At 47.4% G+C, this 19832-nt stretch carries 22 protein-coding genes; 4 read left to right on the top strand and 18 right to left on the bottom strand.

The genetic code is table 11. The features are described 5' to 3' along the window. Positions 1-17: 17 nt before the first annotated feature. Positions 18-590, bottom strand: coding sequence for a GNAT family N-acetyltransferase (locus AC3WQ3_RS23780; RefSeq protein ID WP_186812161.1), 573 nt, complete (start codon positions 588-590; stop codon positions 18-20). 196 nt (positions 591-786) lie between these two features. Further along, positions 787-1083: a hypothetical protein gene (locus tag AC3WQ3_RS23775; RefSeq protein WP_154896883.1), complete on the bottom strand. Its 297-nt coding sequence runs from the start codon at positions 1081-1083 to the stop codon at positions 787-789. Positions 1084-1281: 198 nt separating this feature from the next. On the opposite strand from AC3WQ3_RS23775, the gene AC3WQ3_RS23770 reads away from it, so the two are divergent. Next, positions 1282-1761: a GAF domain-containing protein gene (locus AC3WQ3_RS23770; RefSeq protein WP_492473809.1), complete on the top strand. Its 480-nt coding sequence runs from the start codon at positions 1282-1284 to the stop codon at positions 1759-1761. Between the two features lie 156 nt (positions 1762-1917). Here the strand turns inward: AC3WQ3_RS23770 and AC3WQ3_RS23765 are convergent, their stop codons facing one another. The 7 genes from AC3WQ3_RS23765 to AC3WQ3_RS23735 form a co-directional block, all read right to left on the bottom strand. Next, on the bottom strand, positions 1918-2709 hold the full coding sequence (locus tag AC3WQ3_RS23765) for a MerR family transcriptional regulator (protein WP_154896885.1): 792 nt from the start codon (positions 2707-2709) through the stop codon (positions 1918-1920). A gap of 295 nt (positions 2710-3004) precedes the next feature. Continuing rightward, positions 3005-4429, bottom strand: a complete 1425-nt coding sequence (locus tag AC3WQ3_RS23760; RefSeq protein ID WP_492473806.1) for an aldehyde dehydrogenase family protein — start codon at positions 4427-4429, stop codon at positions 3005-3007. Between the two features lie 154 nt (positions 4430-4583). Beyond that, entirely contained in the window at positions 4584-5006 is a 423-nt protein-coding gene (locus tag AC3WQ3_RS23755; RefSeq protein ID WP_492473804.1) for a universal stress protein, read from the bottom strand. Positions 5007-5023: 17 nt separating this feature from the next. Next, entirely contained in the window at positions 5024-6241 is a 1218-nt protein-coding gene (locus AC3WQ3_RS23750) for an MFS transporter (protein ID WP_492473802.1), read from the bottom strand. A gap of 159 nt (positions 6242-6400) precedes the next feature. After that, positions 6401-6856, bottom strand: coding sequence for a MerR family transcriptional regulator (locus AC3WQ3_RS23745; protein WP_354479562.1), 456 nt, complete (start codon positions 6854-6856; stop codon positions 6401-6403). Between the two features lie 178 nt (positions 6857-7034). Further along, positions 7035-7397, bottom strand: coding sequence for an SdpI family protein (locus AC3WQ3_RS23740; protein ID WP_095362087.1), 363 nt, complete (start codon positions 7395-7397; stop codon positions 7035-7037). Positions 7398-7505: 108 nt separating this feature from the next. Further along, entirely contained in the window at positions 7506-9875 is a 2370-nt protein-coding gene (locus AC3WQ3_RS23735) for a heavy metal translocating P-type ATPase (RefSeq protein ID WP_492473799.1), read from the bottom strand. A gap of 227 nt (positions 9876-10102) precedes the next feature. On the opposite strand from AC3WQ3_RS23735, the gene AC3WQ3_RS23730 reads away from it, so the two are divergent. After that, entirely contained in the window at positions 10103-10474 is a 372-nt protein-coding gene (locus tag AC3WQ3_RS23730; RefSeq protein WP_095362085.1) for an ArsR/SmtB family transcription factor, read from the top strand. 104 nt (positions 10475-10578) lie between these two features. Here the strand turns inward: AC3WQ3_RS23730 and AC3WQ3_RS23725 are convergent, their stop codons facing one another. From AC3WQ3_RS23725 to AC3WQ3_RS23685, 9 genes are all read right to left on the bottom strand, one after another. Next, positions 10579-11739 (bottom strand): AI-2E family transporter, encoded by a 1161-nt coding sequence (locus AC3WQ3_RS23725; protein ID WP_336784320.1) that lies wholly within the window; start codon positions 11737-11739, stop codon positions 10579-10581. Between the two features lie 303 nt (positions 11740-12042). Continuing rightward, entirely contained in the window at positions 12043-13077 is a 1035-nt protein-coding gene (locus tag AC3WQ3_RS23720; protein WP_336784321.1) for an LLM class flavin-dependent oxidoreductase, read from the bottom strand. Positions 13078-13237: 160 nt separating this feature from the next. Continuing rightward, positions 13238-13549, bottom strand: coding sequence for an ArsR/SmtB family transcription factor (locus AC3WQ3_RS23715; RefSeq protein ID WP_492473796.1), 312 nt, complete (start codon positions 13547-13549; stop codon positions 13238-13240). Between the two features lie 92 nt (positions 13550-13641). Next, positions 13642-14223 (bottom strand): NAD(P)H-dependent oxidoreductase, encoded by a 582-nt coding sequence (locus tag AC3WQ3_RS23710; protein ID WP_492473795.1) that lies wholly within the window; start codon positions 14221-14223, stop codon positions 13642-13644. Between the two features lie 115 nt (positions 14224-14338). Then, a complete protein-coding gene (locus AC3WQ3_RS23705; protein WP_492473793.1) occupies positions 14339-14776 on the bottom strand; it encodes a MarR family winged helix-turn-helix transcriptional regulator in 438 nt (145 codons plus the stop codon). A gap of 129 nt (positions 14777-14905) precedes the next feature. Beyond that, complete coding sequence (locus AC3WQ3_RS23700) at positions 14906-15583, bottom strand: NAD(P)H-dependent oxidoreductase (RefSeq protein WP_492473791.1); 678 nt, start codon at positions 15581-15583, stop codon at positions 14906-14908. A gap of 231 nt (positions 15584-15814) precedes the next feature. After that, positions 15815-16273 carry a 2-thiouracil desulfurase family protein gene (locus tag AC3WQ3_RS23695; RefSeq protein WP_492473789.1) on the bottom strand — a complete coding sequence of 153 codons (459 nt, stop codon included), beginning with the start codon at positions 16271-16273 and terminating at the stop codon, positions 15815-15817. A gap of 57 nt (positions 16274-16330) precedes the next feature. Next, entirely contained in the window at positions 16331-16483 is a 153-nt protein-coding gene (locus AC3WQ3_RS23690; protein WP_492473787.1) for a hypothetical protein, read from the bottom strand. Between the two features lie 423 nt (positions 16484-16906). After that, positions 16907-17638, bottom strand: coding sequence for a class I SAM-dependent methyltransferase (locus tag AC3WQ3_RS23685; protein WP_492473785.1), 732 nt, complete (start codon positions 17636-17638; stop codon positions 16907-16909). A 167-nt stretch (positions 17639-17805) separates the two neighbouring features. Here AC3WQ3_RS23685 and AC3WQ3_RS23680 point away from each other — a divergent pair, with 167 nt between their 5' ends. Together AC3WQ3_RS23680 and AC3WQ3_RS23675 are read left to right on the top strand one after the other, a co-directional pair. Next, a complete protein-coding gene (locus AC3WQ3_RS23680) occupies positions 17806-19161 on the top strand; it encodes an MATE family efflux transporter (RefSeq protein ID WP_336784329.1) in 1356 nt (451 codons plus the stop codon). A gap of 184 nt (positions 19162-19345) precedes the next feature. After that, entirely contained in the window at positions 19346-19525 is a 180-nt protein-coding gene (locus AC3WQ3_RS23675) for a hypothetical protein (protein ID WP_336784330.1), read from the top strand. The last annotated feature ends 307 nt before the right edge of the window (positions 19526-19832 follow it).

Below are 19832 nucleotides of genomic sequence, written 5' to 3'. Positions count from 1 at the left end.
CTCTCTTTGTTCTCTGTTTATTTTCTATGCTTGCGAAGCCACTCATCATACAGCAGGGAATACATCACCATATCCTTAAATCCGGTGGAAGTATGCTGTACCTGACGCAGCAGACCTTCCCGCGTAAAGCCATTGTTGATCAGGAACTCTCCCGAGGCGGCATTTCGTGGATCGACCAATGCTTCAATCCGGTTAAGCCCCATGGTCTCATACCCGAAAGGCAGCATCACCGAGAACACTTCGGTCATATATCCATGCCGCCAGTAGTCACGACCCAGCTCGTAACCAATCTCTCCGCGGAATGCGCCTTCAAGCTGCCATGTATTGTATCCACAGCTTCCGATAAGACGGCCTGTTTCCTTCAGTTCGATGCCCCAGCGAATCGCCTCCTCTTCCCCTGCCATATGATTAAGCAATCCAATCATATCCGCAGCTTCACTTGTCCCGATCATCGGCGCCAGATTCATATAACGGGTCACCTCCCGGTCTGACCAGTATGCGAACATCTGAGCCGCATCCCGGCGGCGCATTTTGCGCAGGCGAAGTCGTGCTGTCTCGAGTTCAGGAATTCTCCCTTTAGATTTATACATGAAAAGACACTCCGATCCGATCCATCTCTGCAGACCATAAGATTCAATAGTCATCTAAACATAACCTGCGCCGAATGGCAACAGTTCAGTCATCGGTTAGATATCAAAAAAACCGGGCCGCAAGGGTCCCGGTCTTGTTGTACGTATGATTCAATCGAGCTGTCCCGTAACAGCTTGTCCTGCCAGAGTTTCATCTTCAGGCGGTTGAAGCCTTATTATCTGCTCCCAGCAGCTCATCGCTGACCCGGCCAAGCACAGCCGTAATTTCCTTATACTCTTCAATGCCTGTCCCGGTCAGGCTCCACTGATCGCCATGGGCGGTCAGGAAGTTCTCCTGCGTGAGATGTTCAAGCTCCTGCTTGATCTCCCGCTCGCCAACACGATAGCCGCGCTCCTCCAATAGAGGCAGTGCGTCACCAACGGTCAAATCCTGATTTTGGGCCAAATATAGAAGATGAATCCGTACAAAAAGATTCTGTACCTCTGCGTGCATAATCCAAACTCCTTCCAGGGTTATAGCCCTCCGTGATTGCTAAGTAATTACCCCGTGCGAGAAGCTGAGAAACAGGATGAATTTACAGGGGTTTCCCCTTCTTAATCAAAATTCTACCGAAATCCTCCGCTTGACTAAAGGCATGCACTGCACTATCTTGAAAATAAGTACCATTTTTGCTCGGGAGGGTGATTCACCATGTTTCAAGCTGTTTCCTATGAAGGAACACGAAGCGAGCAGCACACCGCCGTCCTGGGACAGTTAAGTGCTCTGATCCGCGATGAACCAAGCGCCATTGCCAATCTGGCAAACGCTGCGGCGCTGCTCAATGTATTTTTAACCGATACCAATTGGGTCGGATTCTATCTGTATGATGGCAGAGAACTTGTTCTTGGTCCGTTCCAAGGGCTGCCTGCCTGCATCCGTATTCCGCTCGGACGCGGGGTGTGCGGCACATCTGCGGCGGAACGACGTACACTCGTTGTAGACGATGTTCATGCTTTCCCAGGTCATATCGCCTGCGATGCCGCATCGAACAGTGAAATTGTCGTGCCCATTATCAAAGACGGCGAATTATACGGGGTGCTCGACATCGACAGCCCGATCAAAAACCGTTTTGACGACGAAGATCGTATTTTCCTGGAACAGGCCGTCAAACTGCTCACAGAGCAGCTGTAACCACGGTTCTGCCGAAGGTCATTGTACCTATAATAAGCAGGTCGTTACAGCAATACGTACTGAAGATAGCCAAAAAGCACAGACCATGAGTGGTCTGTGCTTTTTGGTTTATGCCTTTACATCCATGTTCTGCTCGCCCATGGTTACTCTATGCATTTAGGTCAATTCCTGTTCCGCTTTGATCATCATGCCGTCTCGCAAAAATTCAGCCAGCTTCGGATGATAACCGTCGTACATTTGGCGGAAATTTTGATGCTCCACATACAGATTGCCCAAATCACGATAAATTTCGGCAGTAGGCGTGTAATAATCCTTGACCCATTCGAGATGTCTGCCAATGATGTGCTGAACTTCCGGGGATTCAGGTGTCAGGCCATCTTCGATCGCCCGCTGCAAGTCCCGGTTGATTCGGTCTATTTTTTCCTGGGAATCCAGGTAATCTTCTTTGGTTTTGAGTTCCCCGTCATAAGAAACGGCTGATTCAGATTGTACTGGATGCCAGTTTTTCGTTATGACCGGTTCATGGCTCGGTGCCTCCGTTGAATCAGGCAGCATACTGTGATGCCCTTTTTTGATAAAACCCTGATACAACTCCCGGACCTCAAGCTCATATTCTCCCTGCAAATGGGAGATGGTTTTGTCCAGAGTCTGGATCAAGCCATGCAAATGCAATGCTTTCTCGAGCAGCTGAATGCGCTGCTGCTGCATCATATGAATGATATCATGATGATCTTCCTGCAGCATGGAGCCGATCTCTTCCTGCTCCACCCCCAGCTCCTTGCAGAACAGAATCTGCTGGAGTTTCAACAGCTCCGGTTTCTCATAATAAACTTCATTTTGGTCTCTACCTGCAAATGCAGGTGTTAGCCAACCCGATTTCACATATTGGCTCAATTCATTCAGACTTATACCGGACATGCCGGATACGTCCGCCATGGTATACGCCATTCGCAACACCTCCTGTCTACACTGCATAATGATTCAGGTTTATTCATACTGCTTTTTATGTTGATTGAGTTAGGTACAAGATTGGAACAACAATTAGTCGATTGTTTTGCGGTATGTAAAATATTTATACCCTCCTGATGGGATGTGAACCGGGGGTCAGAAGGGAAATCGAAAGTGTTTTCACTATTTCCTATTGATCCATAAAATAAAAAGTCCTACACCAACTACATTGGGTGCAGGACCTTGTTATTACTTCATGTTAGACAGGACAAAACAGACTGCTTTACAAACATCCTTAATTTTTATTGAACATGACAAACTTGAGTTCTGTCATTTCTTCAACGGCGTATTTGACACCTTCACGTCCCATACCGCTCTGCTTCACACCACCGTATGGCATGTGATCCACCCGGAACGTAGGAATGTCGTTAATCATGACCCCTCCAGCCTCAATATGATCAGCTGCATGCAGTGCAGTATGAATATTGTTTGTAAAAATACCCGCCTGAAGCCCATAGATGGAATCATTCACGTGCTCAATGCCTTCTTGGACCGAATTCACGGTGTTAATAACAACAATCGGTGCAAAGACTTCCTGGCACGATACCTTGGCATCACGTGGCACGTTAACGAGCACAGTTGGACGCAGCACGCCTCCTTCGGCCTCTCCTCCTGCGGCGACCGTAGCTCCTGCCTGTTTTGCCTCTTCGATCCAATCCAGTGTCCGCTGGACGTCTTTGGCTGTAATAAGTGCCGAAACAACTGTATCCGGGTTTAGCGGATCTCCTGTCACAACCTGTTTCGCTGCTTCCGCGAAGCGGCGTATAAATTCATCTGCAATGGCACGGTGTACATAAATGCGCTGCAATGAAATGCATACCTGACCCTGATACGTAAAGGCACCTGTCACGCATCTCGGCACCACTTTGTCCAGATCCGCATCCTGATCCACAATGACAGCTGCATTCGATCCAAGTTCCAGCGTTACCCGTTTCAATCCCGCCTGACTGCGAATGCTTGTCCCTACCGCCGGGCTGCCCGTAAATGTAATATGGGCTATGCGAGGATCGGATACGAGCACATCACCGATCGTTTTGCCATCCCCGCTTACCACGTTTAATGCACCATCCGGCAACCCGGCTTCCTGAAGCAGGTTCGCAATATAGTAGGCAGACAACGGTGTCTGCTCAGCTGGTTTCAGAACAATGGTATTGCCTGCTGCAATTGCAGGTCCAACCTTGTGTGCCACCAGATTCATCGGAAAATTAAACGGCGTAATCGCCCCGATAACACCCAGAGGCTGACGCATCGTATATCCGATGCGGCCTTCTCCGCCCTTGGCTGCATCCAGGGGCACGGTCTCCCCGGTTAGCCGCTTTGCTTCTTCTGCGGCAAAACGGTACGTTTCCACCGTACGATCCACTTCCGCAAGCGCAGCCGTGATCGGTTTGGCCGCTTCCAGCGCAATTACTCGTGCTGCCTCTTCCTTCCGCTCTTCCAGCAGGGCTGAGAGCTTGTATAGGATGTCTGCACGCCGGTGAGCAGGCATGCTGCGCATCTCCTTGCCGGCCTGAACGGCAGCTGTTATGGCTGATTCAGCCTCCGCCGCCGAAGCTGTAGACACTTCCGCCAATGTTTCTCCGGAATACGGTGCCTGAAGTGCTTTATATTCTACGGATTCCGTGGGTTTACCACCGATAAACAGATGTTGTTTTTTCATTATTGAATCCTCCAATCCATCATTGCTGCAAGTCCGACCTATGAAGTTACAGCGGGTCAAGTCCATGACAGAACAACCTTGTGATCGCAGTTATCCTTTATCTATTTATACACCACAGCAGCATCTTCAACCCAGCCTGAATTCCGGCAGTGCCCTATTTCACCGTTAATACCGGGCATGCTGCTTGTTTCAATACACCGTGGCTGACACTGCCAACGACGATTTCTGCCAGCACGCTTTTGCCGCCCGTACCCATGACAATGAGGCTGCACTCTCTTTCGCGCGACACCCGGCAGATCTCGTTTACCGGGTCCCCGGCAATGAGCAGTGTCTCATAAGGGATAGAATGTTCGGACAATAGCTGTTCTACCGGTGCAATAATATGCTGCCCTTCTTCCGCAATTCGTGCTTCCAGATCTACTCCCAGAGCCGGCTCATTCAAGGATACGGAAGGATTCACATGCACGATAATCAATCTGGCGGGATGCTTCAAACTTTCAGCTAAGTCTACAGCTGTTTCCAATGCCTTATGAGCATGATCCGACCCATCAACAGCCACTACGATTCGTTCCAGCATTTCAATTCCCCCATCCATTAATGTGTAATTGCTGCATCGATATCACGTAGATGTCTACGGCGTGCAAGCAGAACCACGACACCAACCAGTACCATCAATGCGCCAAAATAAAACGGTGTTTCCGGCAGGAACCATTCCGACAATTTACCTGCAAGCCAAGGTGCCAGCGCACCGCCAAGGAAACGTACGAAGCTGTAAGCAGCCGAAGCAACCGAACGTTCAACCGGAGCAGCCTCCATAACAGCCGTCGTAATCAATGTGTTGTTGATACCGAGGAAGATCCCGGCAACGATAACAGCAACAATGACTGTGGTGGACGATCCCATGACTGTACCCACGGCCATAACAATGAGGTCAATCGCAAACAGGGTCAGCATCACACTCATGGAAGGAACCGAGCCAAATCGACGCTGCAGTCTTGGTGCCACGAATACAGACGTAATCGCAAGCATAAGGCCCCAACCGAAGAACACATAACCAAGTCCGTGCTCATCCAGGTTCATGACATAAGGTGAATAAGCCATCAACGTGAAGAAACCAAAGTTATACAGAAAGGCCGTAATCGCCAGTGTTTTCAGAGATGGATAACTCAGCGCCTTGAACGGATCGGACAGGGAACTGCGTGTTTTTGACTTGGCCATTTTGGGCAGCATAAACGTAATGCTGATAAAGGCAATCATCATCAGGACGGCAACGCCGAAGAATGGACCACGCCATGAGATGGAACCAAGCTCACCACCAAGCAGTGGACCTACGGCAATCCCAAGACCCAGGGCGGCTTCGTACAAAATAATCGCTTTGGCTGTCCCCGATGTGGACAGACCAACAATGGCAGATAACGCTGTAGCGATAAACAAGGCATTACCTAGCCCCCAGCCTCCGCGGTAACCTACCAGGGCACCAACTGTATCTGATGTTCCGCCCAGAGCGGAGAAGATGACGATAAGTAAAATCCCGCTAAGCAGCGTCCATTTGACACCGATCCGGCTGGAAACAACGCCAGTAATCAGCATGGCAATCCCGGTTACGGCGTTATAGCTCGTAAAGAGCAGGGAAACCTGGCTTTTGGATGCATGCAGCTGATCTGCAATGGCAGGCAGGATGGGGTCAACCAATCCCAGTCCCATAAATGAAATGATACACGCGAAGGCGACAGCCCATACAGCCCGTGGTTGGGACAGTAATCCTCCGCGTGATGACGGCAGTTCGTCAGGTAAGGATGGTTCTCTTTTCATACATGATACCTCCTGGTTATGAATTGAAATTCGATTGTAATACATGAAATTTTTCATTTCACTTTCAAAAGCAAGTGAAACAAAACGGCACAAAATGACACCGGATCACCCGGTGCTTGCACGATTTCGTTTGTATGGAGTGATGTGCTGCTCCCTTGCTTATCCGTCTTCGGGATGTTCCATAGATTCATTCTTCTGTAATCGCTGAATCCCGTTCTGCACCCGTTCTCGCAATTCCTCCAGCTCTGCCTGTACGGCATGAATACTCTGCAGTTTCTGTTCAATTAACTGTAGTTGACCACCCAGCGTTTCATCCATACTCGTGAGTTTTTCAATCCGTTCCTTCACTTCGGTTGTCTGCTGGTAATCAAATCGCTGCTCATTCAGCACATCAGCCGTTGCGATATACGTATGCAGTTCCTGTAGAGAGAAGCCAAGCACTTCCTTGGCACGGACAACCTTTTTCAAATAGTCGATATCCGCTCTCGTATACAGCCGCGTGCCACCGTCCGTCCGCTGAGGTGAAGGCATGACACCAATCTCTTCGTAATACCGGATGGTACGCTTCGTCAACCCACATTCCTTGGCTACGTCGTCGATCTTATACAAGCTCATTTCCTTCACCTCACTTTTTATATGTCTATAATATTATGTATATAATTATATATAATTATAACGTTAACGTCAACGTTAGATTTCAATCACAGCAGCGCCATGAACGTCACCGAACACAAAAAGACCCGCTTTCGCGGATCCTCTGCCTCTACCCTTATTTACATCGAACAACGATTTTCTATGATGCACCTTGCTCGCTTTGCTTCCGCTTCTGAGCATGCTGTACTTCCTTTAAGCGCCCTTCCACTTTTGTAAACAGTCTGAACGTATAGAACGCAACTGCAAACAGACTGAGTACGAGAGCCTGTACATCGGTAAACCAGAATCCAAGAATACCAAACACCGTAATAATGACCCCAAACTGCATCATCAGGTTGGCGCTGTAACGCTGAGCTTCGTCCCATAAATCGGGATCACTCATGGCGCGCGGGGTACGATAACCATATATGCCATTAATCTTTTTCGGCGGTTTTTTGAACAGCATTAACCCGAGCACGAAATAGCACACTCCGCATATTAACCCTACAATTGCTCCTGCCAAGTTGTTCTCCCCTTCTCTTCAAACGTGCCTCTAAACATGCCTGCAGCCATAAAAATAAAAAAACGGCTCTACGTATATACGAAGAGCCGCGTCGTTCGTTTCGAAAACTTAAATGTTCTTTACGCGCAGCACCCGCATGGCGTTCAGAACGGCCAGGACCGTTACGCCTACATCGGAGAAAACGGCCTCCCACATCGTAGCTATGCCGAACACTCCCAGCAGCAGGAAGATCACCTTAACGCCCAAGGCAAAACCGATATTCTGCCAGACAATCATTCGTGTCCGCTTCGCAATGCGGATTGCACTTGCCAATCGGGATGGCTCATCCGTCATGATGACCACATCTGCAGCTTCGATGGCAGCATCAGACCCGAGTCCTCCCATGGCCACGCCTACATCCGCACGAGCCAGCACAGGTGTATCATTGATGCCATCCCCGACGAACACCATTTTCTCCTTGGGAGACTTGCCCGCTTCAAGTTCTTCCAGCCGTTCAACTTTGTGCTGCGGCAAAAGCTCAGCGTATACCTCATCGACTCCCAGCGCCTGGCCTACGGATTCACCAACGGCTTTGGCATCACCTGTGAGCATGACCGTTTTGCGGATGCCAAGTGTCTTCAGTGCCTGTATCGCTGCTGCAGCATCATCCTTCACTTCGTCCGCAATGATTAAATGGCCAGCATATGCACCTGCTTCAGCAACGTGTACCACTGTTCCCACCGTTTCAGGCTTGGTATAGAGAATACCCGCCTGTTCCATCAGTTTGGCGTTCCCTGCCAGCACCTCACGGCCATCCACACGGACTCTGATCCCATGCCCGGCAACCTCGTCATATCCTTCAACACCTTCTGTACGGATATCTTGGGCCCAGGCTGCACGAATGGATTCGGCGATGGGGTGATTCGATTGGGCCTCCGCGATCGCTGCGAGTTCCATCAGTTCACCTTCTGTACGTCCACCTTCCGGACAAATAGCCGTTACATTGAATACACCTTTGGTTAGTGTACCCGTTTTATCGAAAACAACTATTTTCACATCATTCAATGCTTCAAGGTAATTGCTGCCTTTCACCAGAATCCCGTTACGAGAAGCAGCTCCAATCCCGCCGAAGAATCCGAGTGGAATGGAAACCACCAGTGCGCATGGACAGGAGATGACCAGAAAGACCAGTGCACGATAGATCCAATCGGCAAATGTTGCACCACTAAGCACGAGCGGAGGTACAAACGCAATCAACGCTGCAAGAATAACGACGACCGGCGTGTAATAACGGGCAAATTTACTGATGAAATGTTCCGTTTTCGCTTTGCGGCTGCTGGCATTCTGCACCAGATCCAGAATCTTGGATACCGTGGATTCTCCGAAGGTTTTGGTCACTTCAACCGTCAGCATACCATTCTTATTCACAAAACCACTCAGTACATCACTTCCAGGCTCCAGTTCCCGAGGGACCGATTCCCCTGTAAGAGCAGACGTATCCACCATGGAATGTCCTGCCTTCACTATTCCATCCAGCGGGACCTTCTCACCCGCACGGACAACGATGCGATCACCGATGCGCACATCTTCCGGAGAGACACGCTTGGTCTCATCGCCAGAACCGACCAGAATATTGGCATAGTCCGGACGAATATCCATAAGCGACTGAATCGATTTGCGAGAGCGGTTAACCGCCATCCCCTGAAACAGCTCCCCAAGCTGATAAAAGAGCATGACCGCTACCCCTTCAGGATACTCACCAATGGCAAAAGCACCAATCGTTGCAACCGACATCAGGAAGTACTCGTCGAATACCTGACCCCGAATAATGTTTTTGAATGCCTGGAGAACGATATCTCCTCCTGCGATCAGATAAGCGACTACATAGAGAGCGAGCTGTGCCCATCCGTCCAGTGGGGACCAGATGGCCGCAGCAAGTAGGGCAGAGCCGGCTGCAAGCCTTGCAAGCAGCACCTTCGTCTGTCCTGCACCATGCTCGTGCGAATGCCCGGCATGCGTATTATGATCATGTGAATGACCGTGATCATGCCCGGCATGACTGTGATGATCATGCGCATGATGATCAGCACTATGGCCGTGGCTATGGTGATGCGCTCCTTCATGATGATCATGGTCATGAGAATGACCTGTATGTTCGTGATAATGTCCTTCGGCCGCAGTTCCTGCATGTGTGTGCAGTTGGCCGTCCAATTGATCTCCCAGCCCGGCAGAAGCCTGATTGCCAAGCGGTGGTCTCCCTTTTTCCGAGATGCGAATGTGCGGCTCAAGCCGCAGGACCTTACGCTTCGCTTCTTCCAGAACTTGCTCATCCATATCGGAAGTTGTATGCACCAGTAAGGTTTTGGTTACGAAATTAACGGAGCAATCCGTGATACCCTTTATTTTTTTGACACCATTCTCAATCTTCAGCGCACAATTGGCACAATCCAATCCATCCAGCAGCAGTTCTCGTTTCACCTGTTCCTGACCGGTTCCCATGTGAATTCTCCCCTTTGCAGTTCGAAGCAGCATGAACATTTTAATTGAAGTTAATATATGAGCAATCATTCATATGTTTGATTAACCTATTATATGCACGCCTAAACTGGAGTGTCAACGATTGATTGTTGATTTTACAGACAGAATATGCTAATAGTAATCATTTCGCTTTAGACGTTTTTTGGATATAATAGGCGTATAGTTGTTAGCATAGGCGGTGATAGGAAATGGAACAACCGGTTAAAGCGCCAGCGGATTGTGATGCGGCCTGCTCGGGAACGGAAGCGGACGTAGAGTCCATCCGCACTTCCCTTATAGATCGGGAGACTTCTTCCGAGATGGCGGATTGGTTCAAGGCGTTCAGTGACCCAACCCGACTACGTATTATTGATGCGCTGTTGCAGAAGGAATTATGTGTACATGATCTGACGGTGCTGCTTGATATGGGACAGTCGGCCATTTCACACCAGCTGCGTTCACTCCGCAACATGCGGATCGTCAAGCGCCGCAAGGAAGGCAAGACGGTGTATTATTCTCTGGATGATACACACATTGAGCAAATCTTCCTGCAAACGCTCCAGCATATTAAACATGGCTAGACGTAAGCCAGCCTGTTCAGACAAAGAGAACCCCCGTCATTCGGCTGTTGCCGATGACAGGGGTTCTCTTTTGTTAAGGGTACCGTTTTCCATATGCAGTAACCTTACAGTAAATTGTTTTTATTCGGGTCATACAGACCGGAACGGCTCTTGAACCAGTTGAAGATGTGGGATACACAGACCTTAAGCACCGCATAACCCGGTACTGCCAGCAGAATGCCCACTACACCGAACAGATTGCCTGATGTCAGAATGACAAAGATAATCGTGATCGGATGGATCTTGAGCGTTTTGCCCATGATCTGCGGAGAGATAAACTTCCCTTCTATCAGCTGCACAATCGTCCATACCGCCACCATTTTCAGCAGCATCACTGGAGAAGTCACCAGCGCCACAATGAGTGCAGGCGTAATGGCAATTGCAGGTCCCAGATATGGCACCACGCTGGTAAAGGAAGCGATAATGGCCAGAATCAGTGCGTAATCCAGTCCAATAATCATATAACCGATATAGAGCAGGATACCGATACAGAAGCTCACGATAATTTGTCCGCGAATGAAGGAACTGATCTGGTGGTTAATGTCGTGAAGTACCTCCATGGCACCCGTACGGCTTTTGATCGGCAGAAACGACAGGATCTTCTCCGGAAGCTTCTTCCCGTCCTTAAGCAGGTAGAACAGAATAAATGGCACCGTTACAATGGATAATACCGTTTCGGTAAAAGCTCCAAGGAAACCGCCGAGTTTGTTCCAGGTGGAATTCAGAATCTCTGTTGCTTTCTCGGAGATCGTTCCCCACCAGTCCTGCCAGTTCATGTTCACCGTTTCCTGGACCTGACTGAACAGCTGACTGCCGGTAAGCTCCTCGAACTGCTGTCTGACATTTTCACTATACATTGGGAAATTGGCGATAAGCCCCATAATCTGATTGCGGAGCACTGGAATGACTGCCAATACCACAACTGTCAAAATACCACCAATCACGAGGTAAAGGATCAGTATCGACCATCCGCGCTTAATCTTCCACTTTTCCATCACATCCACCAGCGGATTCAGCAGATAGTAGAGGATACCAGACAGAATGATCGGCAGTACAATCGTCTTGATTAGCACAGCAATCGGATGTAGAACAAAGGATATCTTCGTTAGCACCATCACGTTTAATCCGACCAGCAGCAGAATCAGCAGAAATAGGACAAACTTGTTGTTCAGAAAAAACCGCTTAAACCGATCCGGCCAAATGCGGGGTTGTTCGGGTTGCTCCATGGGCATGTCTTCCTCTCTTATGTATCTGATCATGATAAAAAATAAGCTTTCATACTGCATGCCTCATGCACATGCGAATAAAGAAACTTGTACAAGCCAACATATGTATAATGCTCTTGGTTTATACGTACGGCTCTTTTAACCGTTTCAAAATAGACCGTAATGTCATTTTACCCTAAAAAATCAGAACTGCCTCATATATTCATTGGGATGAGTTCTTAATAAGCAAAAACGGACCGCCTCTTGCAAGGGCGACCCGTTATTGAATCCGATATTCTAATCCTTGTTCATGTGCTGTTGAAGTTATGCCTTACCCGCCAATTGTGCGATCAATTCATAAGAATGCAGACGTGCCTGATGGTCATAAATCATGGATGTAATAATAAGCTCATCCGCTTGTGTCTGGGCAATAAATGATTCAAGCTGTCCACGTACCGTCTCAGGTGAGCCGTTTACGGCTGCTTTCAGCGTCTGTTCCACTCCAGCTCTCTCGCGATCGGTCCATTTGCCTTCCATGTCAGCTGGTGGCTGTACCAGTCCTGTCGTCCCGCGGATGATGTTCAGGAACTGCTGCTGCATTGTTGTGCCGAGCCAAGCTGCTTCTTCATCTGTATCTGCAACAACTGCATTCACACCTACAATAACATGCGGCTCCTTCAGTGTGTCGGAAGGCTGGAAGCTGCTTCGATATGTTTCAAGGGCAATGCGAGTATAATCTGGCGAGAAGTGGCTGGCAAAAGCAAACGGCAATCCAAGCCGCCCTGCCAAACGTGCACTGAAATCACTGGAACCGAGCAGGTAAATTGGGATGTTCAACCCTTCACCCGGCACCGCACGTACAGGTGCATGGTAGGATGTAGCAGATGCATCGAAGTACGCTCTCAGCTCAGCCAGCAATTCCGGGAAGTCTTCTCCGCTGTTCAGATCTTTGCGCAGTGCAAGAGAGGTACGGCGGTCACTACCTGGTGCACGGCCCAGTCCAAGATCGATACGGCCCGGATACAGGGATTCCAGTGTTCCGAACTGCTCGGCAATAACGAGTGGTGCATGGTTGGGCAGCATGATGCCACCGGAACCGAGACGAATCGTATTCGTGCCACTTGCCAGGTATCCGATCACTACGGATGTAGCGGAAGAAGCAATACCGGGCATATTATGATGCTCAGCTACCCAGTAGCGATGGTATCCCCAACGCTCCGCATGCTGTGCCAGATCCAGACTGTTCCGGAGAGCATCTGCAGGTGTAGCACCCACAACGACAGGAGCCAGATCCAGGATGGACAGCTTAACGTCGCTAATATGTTGTTTATGGGATGAAGCTTGGTTATCAGTAGTCATTATGAGAAGTTCTCCTTTGGTGAGATATATTTTTGTATATCCAGATATATAGATGTAAAAACACATAGAAATAGGAGTAACAGCATTGTTCTTCGCCGTTTACATCCGGACGGAATCCCCGCCTGCTGCTGCATTCTTGCTTCCGTCCTGGCGTCCGGCTTTATAACTCGTGCTGTACATACTCGGCAAATTGACGAATGGTTTCTTCGTTGCGGCGATAATACGTCCATTGGCCCCTGCGCTCGGAGAGCAGCAGCCCGGCTTTGAGCATGGTCAGCAAATAACTGGATATGACGGATTGAGCCAATCCAGCCTTCATCTGAATGGTCCCGACGCAGATCCCGCTCTTCCCTCCATCGGGATGCTGGGACAATTCCAGAGGTGAGAAATGCTGCTGCGGATCTTTGAGCCATGACAGTATCTGCCTGCGTGTCTCGTTGGACAAAGCTTTAAATATGAGTAAAGGTTCCATGGGTAAGATTATACCCCCTTTCTTGTATTTTGCAAACCAAACAGGTCGATTCATCATGCGAATCGACCTGCCAATTGTTGCTTTAGTATTCGTTAAAATTTGGTGCTTACCGTTTGCTTCACTTGCTCCAGCATGGATTGATAAGCCGCATCATCCAGATATCCGATACTGCCAAAGAACAAATGATCCACGGACTCAATTCCTACGAAATCAAAGATCCCGACATCGGAGGTCATTTTCATGCCGGCAGTCATGCCAATTTGGTCATAAATGTCACTAGGCGTTCCATGTGTATTGATAATCAGTCCTTTTTTGCCTGTTAACAGCTTCTCGATTCCTGCTTCGCCTGAAGCATAAGCAAAACCATATGCAAATACCCGGTCAACGTACCCTTTCAAAATTCCCGGCAGCCCAGTCCACCAGATTGGGTAGATAAACGTAATTGCATCGGCATCCGTGATAAACTTCTGCTCTGTCGCAATATCCTGTGGATTCTGTCCTGCGCGCATGGATGCCGTGTCTGCTGCGCTCAATACAGGCTGAAATTCAAGGGCATACAGATCACGAACAACAACCTCATGACCTTGGGCTTCGAGTGCTTCTACAGCTGTGTTTAGAATGGCGCGATTGAAGCTGTCTGCGTGGGGATGTGCATATACGATAAGATGTTTCATAATAAAGTACCTCCAGGTTATTGTTAAATTATGCTGCTGCATAGTGGAGCAATTGATACTTACTAGACATATTCATAGATATCTATGTTTTTGTCTAAAAAAATTTTTTCTTTTTTTATAGCTTATGGACAATTCCAATCAAAAGACTCTCCAGCTGTTCCGCCTGCTCATCTGTCATTCCACCATAGACCATGTCCTGAATCGTTTCCGATACCTGTTCAAAAATGGGCTTCAGTTGCCATCCTTGCTCTGTGAGGCGAATCAACGTCACCCGGCTGTCTTCCACACTCTTGCTGCGTTCCACATAACCCAGCTTCTCCAGCTTGTTCACAAGCACGGTGACTGTTGGTTGTGTACGATGGACACGTTCAGCCAGCATCTTGATGGACAGTGAATCTTCACGGTACAAAAACATCAAAATGTCACCGTGGGAGGGAACAATCCCCGTAACGTCATGCTGCTCGAGTTCCTGAACAATGCGTTTGTTTACATGATCCCTAATCCTTGCGATTAGTGCAATTGCATTATATTTTGGCATGTCCTCATTATACATAGATATCTATATATAAGCAAGCTTCATTTCTATAGAAGTTTTATATGAGCGTTGGCATTTGCAAAAGCAGCCCCTGCTACCTCCCTGATGTAACAGAAGATAACCGAGGCTTACTTCGGATGATTTTATTTACTCAATCCATTGTGTAATCTTGTCCAGAGGTTGCCTTGACTTTTCGCGTTTTGGTTCCTCTGCACGATAGCCAAAAGCCGCCATCATCGAAATGTCCCAAGCTCCATCTTCGAGCAAACCTTCTTCTTCGAGAATACGATGTACATCCTGGTAGCTGAAACCTTCAATCGGGCAAGAATCGATGCCAATAAGAGCTGCCGAGGTCATCATATTGCCGAGAGCAATGTAAGTCTGTTTGGATGCCCAATCGAATAGCGTTTTTGGGTTCTCAAGCAGACGCTGGTTGTTTTGGAAATTTCCATAAGCCGCACTTGTTAACTCGAACACATCATCCGGCATGCCCTTAATCTCTTTGAGCATGTACTCCGCATAAGGGGAATTATAACTTGCATCGGTCCGGGCCAGGATGACCACGAAATGGCTTGCCGTCGCCAATTGCTTCTGCGCTCCAGAGGATACTTCAGACAAGCGCTGGCGGAGCTCCGGTTTTTGCACGATCAAGAACTTCCATGGCTCGAATCCGATCGAACTCGGTGATAACCTTCCTGTTTCCAGAATAAATTCAAAATCCTCCGCTGTAATTTTGCGTGAATTGTCAAATACCTTCGTCGCGTGCCGGAAATGATACGCGTTCAAAATTTCTTCCTTTTTAATTGCTTGTGTTGTAGGCTCCATGAAACTCCACGTCCTTCTCTTTTATTAGTTGAATGGTATGCTGACTCTCAGTGTCTTCATTATTTTCATCATTTGCTTAAGTATTAGTTTAGAATCTATAATCATAAATTAAAAGTACGCACATTATTGTTTCTCAGTATTTAAAAGTAAGTATTGTGTAGTTACAAATAAAAAAGCTGCTTCGAGAAGTTGATTATTCTCCTGGGCAGCTTGTTCCATACCTTGTATGCTTTACAATTGTTCCATGAATTCAATTTCCGAAATGACTTCATAGCCTTCATGCCGAAGCAGAGCTGATGTGACGCCTTCACCTTGTACCTTGTGATTAGCGAAGTTACCATCATAGATGGCTTGTGTGCCGCAGGAAGGACTGAATTCCTTCAACACTACACAAGTAACATCCAGTCTTTTGGCCCATTCCAGCGTTTGATAGGCTCCCTTGATATACAGATCTGTAACGTCCCTGCCACCTCTCTCAATCACCTGGGCTGTGCCTGCGAGCACATCCTTGCCTGTACCTCCGATAATTTCTGCCGGTTCCCGCGGGGTGGAGAATCCACCGAGCAGTTCCGGACAGACCATCATGGCCTGCTCTTGCGCTACGAGCTCCTGAATCTTCTCATCCAGACTCGCTGTTCCGTTGTAACGGCACGCTACTCCTGCCAGGCATGAACTCACCAAATATTTCATTATGCTCTCCTTATGTTCAATTCCTCAGCTATTAGGATTGTACCATACGGATTAAACTTAAAAATCTGATATTGTAATCATGGTAATGCGTGCATCTTCTTCATAACGAACTTGAATCGTATTGGCCATCTCTTTCAAGCGGAATGTCGCCATGCCAATATTGTTTGTATCCCGCTCAAAGACATATTTATCAAGATCAATACCTAACATTTTTTTGGATGATGGGTGCTGCATTCTGCCTTATATCTTCTTCGTCCAAGGTAAGTAATTTCTCAATATATTAATCATGATCCTCTATGGTGACGAAATCTGGAACCAGCCTCTGAAAATCCATTACAGTATATTCATTGCTAAATCTCCCACCAACACGACTTACCAAATACCGATCACCAAAATACAGGTCCGTTGTTCGTCTGGGCCTGAGCCAGAAATTGATATTCCAACGGATGTTCACCTCACTTAATAAGACTGTATCCATTCCGGTTTGGTTCCCGATCCGATCATTTTCTCATTTCCTTTTCTAAAATTAAATAAAATAAACCAGCAGGGTTCCAACGATCTGAACCTACTGGTTAAGCCATATCCAGGCTATGCCGCCTAATACTAAACATTCTAGTCAACTTTACAGATAGCTCATGCTTTAACTGCTGCGATCATGAGAAACATGGGACGGCGATTCTCATCTCGCATACCCGGGATTTCCATCATCTCAGGTGAAGGTTTGGACTCAGCCACCTGCTGAATCACAAATCCCGCCTGAATCAGTTCATTCAAATGGGTTTCCAACGTCCGGTGGTACTTAACTACGTCCTGATTCAGGAAATTGGCTACACGCCTTCCCTCCTGATGATAGTCATCCACAGGCCAATGCATAATCTCACCTTGAGGCCCATAGTGCCAATCCTGCGCAGCACGAGCCGTGAAGATCGGATGTTCCACTGAATATACCAATGTACCACCCTCGACAAGACAAGCACGGATTTGAGCAAATACCTGATCCAAATGTTCAATGTAGTGCAGCGCAAGTGAGCTAATGACCACATCGAATTGTTCAGGGGCAAATTCAATATCTTCAATGGCCATTTTCCTGTACTCAATCCGAGAATCATCCGTCATTTCCCGTGCACGCTGCAGCATATTCTCAGATAGATCCACGCCAATAACTGATCTGGCCTGCTGCTCCCGTGCGTATCGGCAGTGCCAGCCAAAGCCACAGCCCAGATCCAGTACATTTTTGTCCTTTAATTCAGGTAGCATGGTTCGCAGTTTATACCACTCACCTGCCGCCTCAAGCCCTTGAGTAGAACGAGCCATCTGACTGTAGTTCCTGAAAAACTCTGCCTCATCATATTTGTTCTGCTTCATACAACAGCTCCCCTTCTTTATTAAAAAAGACCACAGTAACTCTACTACATAAACGAGGTTTTTGAGGAAAAGTTGCCAAGCAAATTCATCCCGTGTTATTATACAGAACGAACGTTCAGTATTATTTATTACAGAATGAACATTCAGTTTATTAAGTGGAGGTTATTATGAACACGAACTGGACGCATCCCCTCGAAAGGCAATCTGTAGGAAAAGCTTTTGTAAGCTACCTTGTGCCATCCATACTTGGGATGCTGGTCATTGCTTTTAATTTTATTATCGATGGCATTATGGTAGGGCACAAACTTGGATCCACTGCGCTCGCCGGAATTGGTATTGCTTCACCGGTATACACCCTTTTTGTAGCAATGTCGTTATGGATCGGCATGGGCGGAGCTACCCTGTATTCCAACCATATGGGTCAAAGGGATATGACCACCGCCAAACAAATATTCACGAAATCAATTACGATTATTCTGTTAATTACGATGGCTATAGGATATACCGCATTCACGTTCAAGGACCAACTGGTCTATGCTTTGGGTGCCAATACAGAGACGTTTCCCTATGCCGCTGACTATATAAACATCATGCTGTTGTTCGGGTTTGTCTTCACCATTGAAAATGCCCTGACGATCTTTGTCCGTAACGACGGTGATCCCAACACCTCCATGTACGCACAGATCACATTTGCCGTAGCCAATATCGTTCTTAATTATGTAACGTTGTATGTACTCGAATGGGGTGTGCAAGGTGTGGCCATCGGTACAATCGTCTCGGCATCCTTAGCCCTGCTTGTCCTGTTGTCTCACTTTTTCAAAAAATCCAATAATCTTGTCTTCACTCGGTTCAAATGGAATACCAAACTGCTCGGAACCATTGTTCTTATTGGTTTTCCAAGCTTTCTTGCCGAACTCGGCATGTCTGTCTTCTCCATCTCACACAATATCTCACTGGACCGGATTGCAGGTACGGATGGTGTAGCATCCTTTACAGTACTGAATTACATCCATGGCGTTGTCCTGCTCGCCTTTCTAGGCCTAGCATCTGCTGCCCAACCTCTGGTCAGTTACTATCATGGAGCCAAACAGATGGCGCGTGAAAAACAAACCATTCGCATAGCCTCCAGAACGGCTCTGGCCTGTGGTGTCATACTACTGCTTGTTGTGCAATGGGGAGCACCTTACTTCGTTCAGATCTTCGGAAACTTCAGTGAGAGTGTTACAAGCAATGCTGTGTACGGTTTGAGGATATTTACTTTCGCATACCTGTTTATGGGAATCAACTTTGTGATGAGCACATATTTCCAATCGGTGGGGAATGCCAAAATGGCAATCTGGATCACGGCTGCACGTGAGATGATCATCATGATTGCATTCATTGCAGTCCTTCCATCTTTCTGGGGCGTAACAGGTGTCTGGCTTGCTGTCCCTCTCTCTGAGATGCTTGTTCTTGTGACCATCGCTGTTTATTATAGGAAACGTACTGTTTCGGAGAGGATTCATAGTCTGACTATTGAATAGATGTTAACTTTACAGTTAAAAGACCTGTCTAATCCATGGATTAGACAGGTCTTTTACATCATATTTCCAATATCGAACCTGCCTTTGCTGTCCGTTGTTGCGTCGAGCCCATTCTTGTTCAGAATTTGTATAGATCGCTATGGTACAGTTGAATGATTAACCTGATTGGATGGTGCACGAACGAATGGAAAAGGCATACTTCGAAGAAATGCATAAACTTGGGCATGATGATGAATTAAGATATCGGCTTCTTATTAGAGGCGTTAAACAATTATTAGAGAATCAGAAAAAGGAGCGCATCAAACGTTCCCGATTACTCCATCTCCGCAAGAAAAAAGAGCCTCAGGCTGCTAACTGGTCGTAAACATATAAGAGGTCACAAATAGATGAGAATTTCATCTTAAGTAAAAAAAAATGAATTAGTGCAACATCCCCACCGGGTAGGTCCCTATATATTTCTTAACTAAAAGTGTGTTTATGATTCATAATATAAGGAGGCACTATTCTAATTGAATAGTGCCTCCTCTTGTATTTATTTAATAGTCATTCTTATAATAATCATAATTGAATATAAAATAAAAACCACCACCGAAGTTCATCGGCAGTGGTTCTTTGCTTGGCAGCGTCCTACTCTCCCAGGACCCTTCGGTCCAAGTACCATCGGCGCTAGA

The sequence above is a fragment of the Paenibacillus sp. FW104-T2 genome, assembly GCF_058789975.1.
The sequence above is the reverse complement of the archived record's forward strand: the minus strand, read 5'-3'. Positions and strand labels throughout refer to the sequence as shown.

What these genes read in the sequence shown, in the direction of transcription:
- AC3WQ3_RS23780 (WP_186812161.1), bottom strand. Translation starts at nt 590, where the DNA reads ATGTATAAATCTAAAGGGAGAATTCCTGAACTCGAGACAGCACGACTT.
- AC3WQ3_RS23775 (WP_154896883.1), bottom strand. Translation starts at nt 1,083, where the DNA reads ATGCACGCAGAGGTACAGAATCTTTTTGTACGGATTCATCTTCTATAT.
- AC3WQ3_RS23770 (WP_492473809.1), top strand. Translation starts at nt 1,282, where the DNA reads ATGTTTCAAGCTGTTTCCTATGAAGGAACACGAAGCGAGCAGCACACC.
- AC3WQ3_RS23765 (WP_154896885.1), bottom strand. Translation starts at nt 2,709, where the DNA reads ATGGCGTATACCATGGCGGACGTATCCGGCATGTCCGGTATAAGTCTG.
- AC3WQ3_RS23760 (WP_492473806.1), bottom strand. Translation starts at nt 4,429, where the DNA reads ATGAAAAAACAACATCTGTTTATCGGTGGTAAACCCACGGAATCCGTA.
- AC3WQ3_RS23755 (WP_492473804.1), bottom strand. Translation starts at nt 5,006, where the DNA reads ATGCTGGAACGAATCGTAGTGGCTGTTGATGGGTCGGATCATGCTCAT.
- AC3WQ3_RS23750 (WP_492473802.1), bottom strand. Translation starts at nt 6,241, where the DNA reads ATGAAAAGAGAACCATCCTTACCTGACGAACTGCCGTCATCACGCGGA.
- AC3WQ3_RS23745 (WP_354479562.1), bottom strand. Translation starts at nt 6,856, where the DNA reads ATGAGCTTGTATAAGATCGACGACGTAGCCAAGGAATGTGGGTTGACG.
- AC3WQ3_RS23735 (WP_492473799.1), bottom strand. Translation starts at nt 9,875, where the DNA reads ATGGGAACCGGTCAGGAACAGGTGAAACGAGAACTGCTGCTGGATGGA.
- AC3WQ3_RS23730 (WP_095362085.1), top strand. Translation starts at nt 10,103, where the DNA reads ATGGAACAACCGGTTAAAGCGCCAGCGGATTGTGATGCGGCCTGCTCG.
- AC3WQ3_RS23725 (WP_336784320.1), bottom strand. Translation starts at nt 11,739, where the DNA reads ATGGAGCAACCCGAACAACCCCGCATTTGGCCGGATCGGTTTAAGCGG.
- AC3WQ3_RS23720 (WP_336784321.1), bottom strand. Translation starts at nt 13,077, where the DNA reads ATGACTACTGATAACCAAGCTTCATCCCATAAACAACATATTAGCGAC.
- AC3WQ3_RS23715 (WP_492473796.1), bottom strand. Translation starts at nt 13,549, where the DNA reads ATGGAACCTTTACTCATATTTAAAGCTTTGTCCAACGAGACACGCAGG.
- AC3WQ3_RS23710 (WP_492473795.1), bottom strand. Translation starts at nt 14,223, where the DNA reads ATGAAACATCTTATCGTATATGCACATCCCCACGCAGACAGCTTCAAT.
- AC3WQ3_RS23705 (WP_492473793.1), bottom strand. Translation starts at nt 14,776, where the DNA reads ATGTATAATGAGGACATGCCAAAATATAATGCAATTGCACTAATCGCA.
- AC3WQ3_RS23700 (WP_492473791.1), bottom strand. Translation starts at nt 15,583, where the DNA reads ATGGAGCCTACAACACAAGCAATTAAAAAGGAAGAAATTTTGAACGCG.
- AC3WQ3_RS23695 (WP_492473789.1), bottom strand. Translation starts at nt 16,273, where the DNA reads ATGAAATATTTGGTGAGTTCATGCCTGGCAGGAGTAGCGTGCCGTTAC.
- AC3WQ3_RS23690 (WP_492473787.1), bottom strand. Translation starts at nt 16,483, where the DNA reads ATGTTAGGTATTGATCTTGATAAATATGTCTTTGAGCGGGATACAAAC.
- AC3WQ3_RS23685 (WP_492473785.1), bottom strand. Translation starts at nt 17,638, where the DNA reads ATGAAGCAGAACAAATATGATGAGGCAGAGTTTTTCAGGAACTACAGT.
- AC3WQ3_RS23680 (WP_336784329.1), top strand. Translation starts at nt 17,806, where the DNA reads ATGAACACGAACTGGACGCATCCCCTCGAAAGGCAATCTGTAGGAAAA.
- AC3WQ3_RS23675 (WP_336784330.1), top strand. Translation starts at nt 19,346, where the DNA reads ATGGAAAAGGCATACTTCGAAGAAATGCATAAACTTGGGCATGATGAT.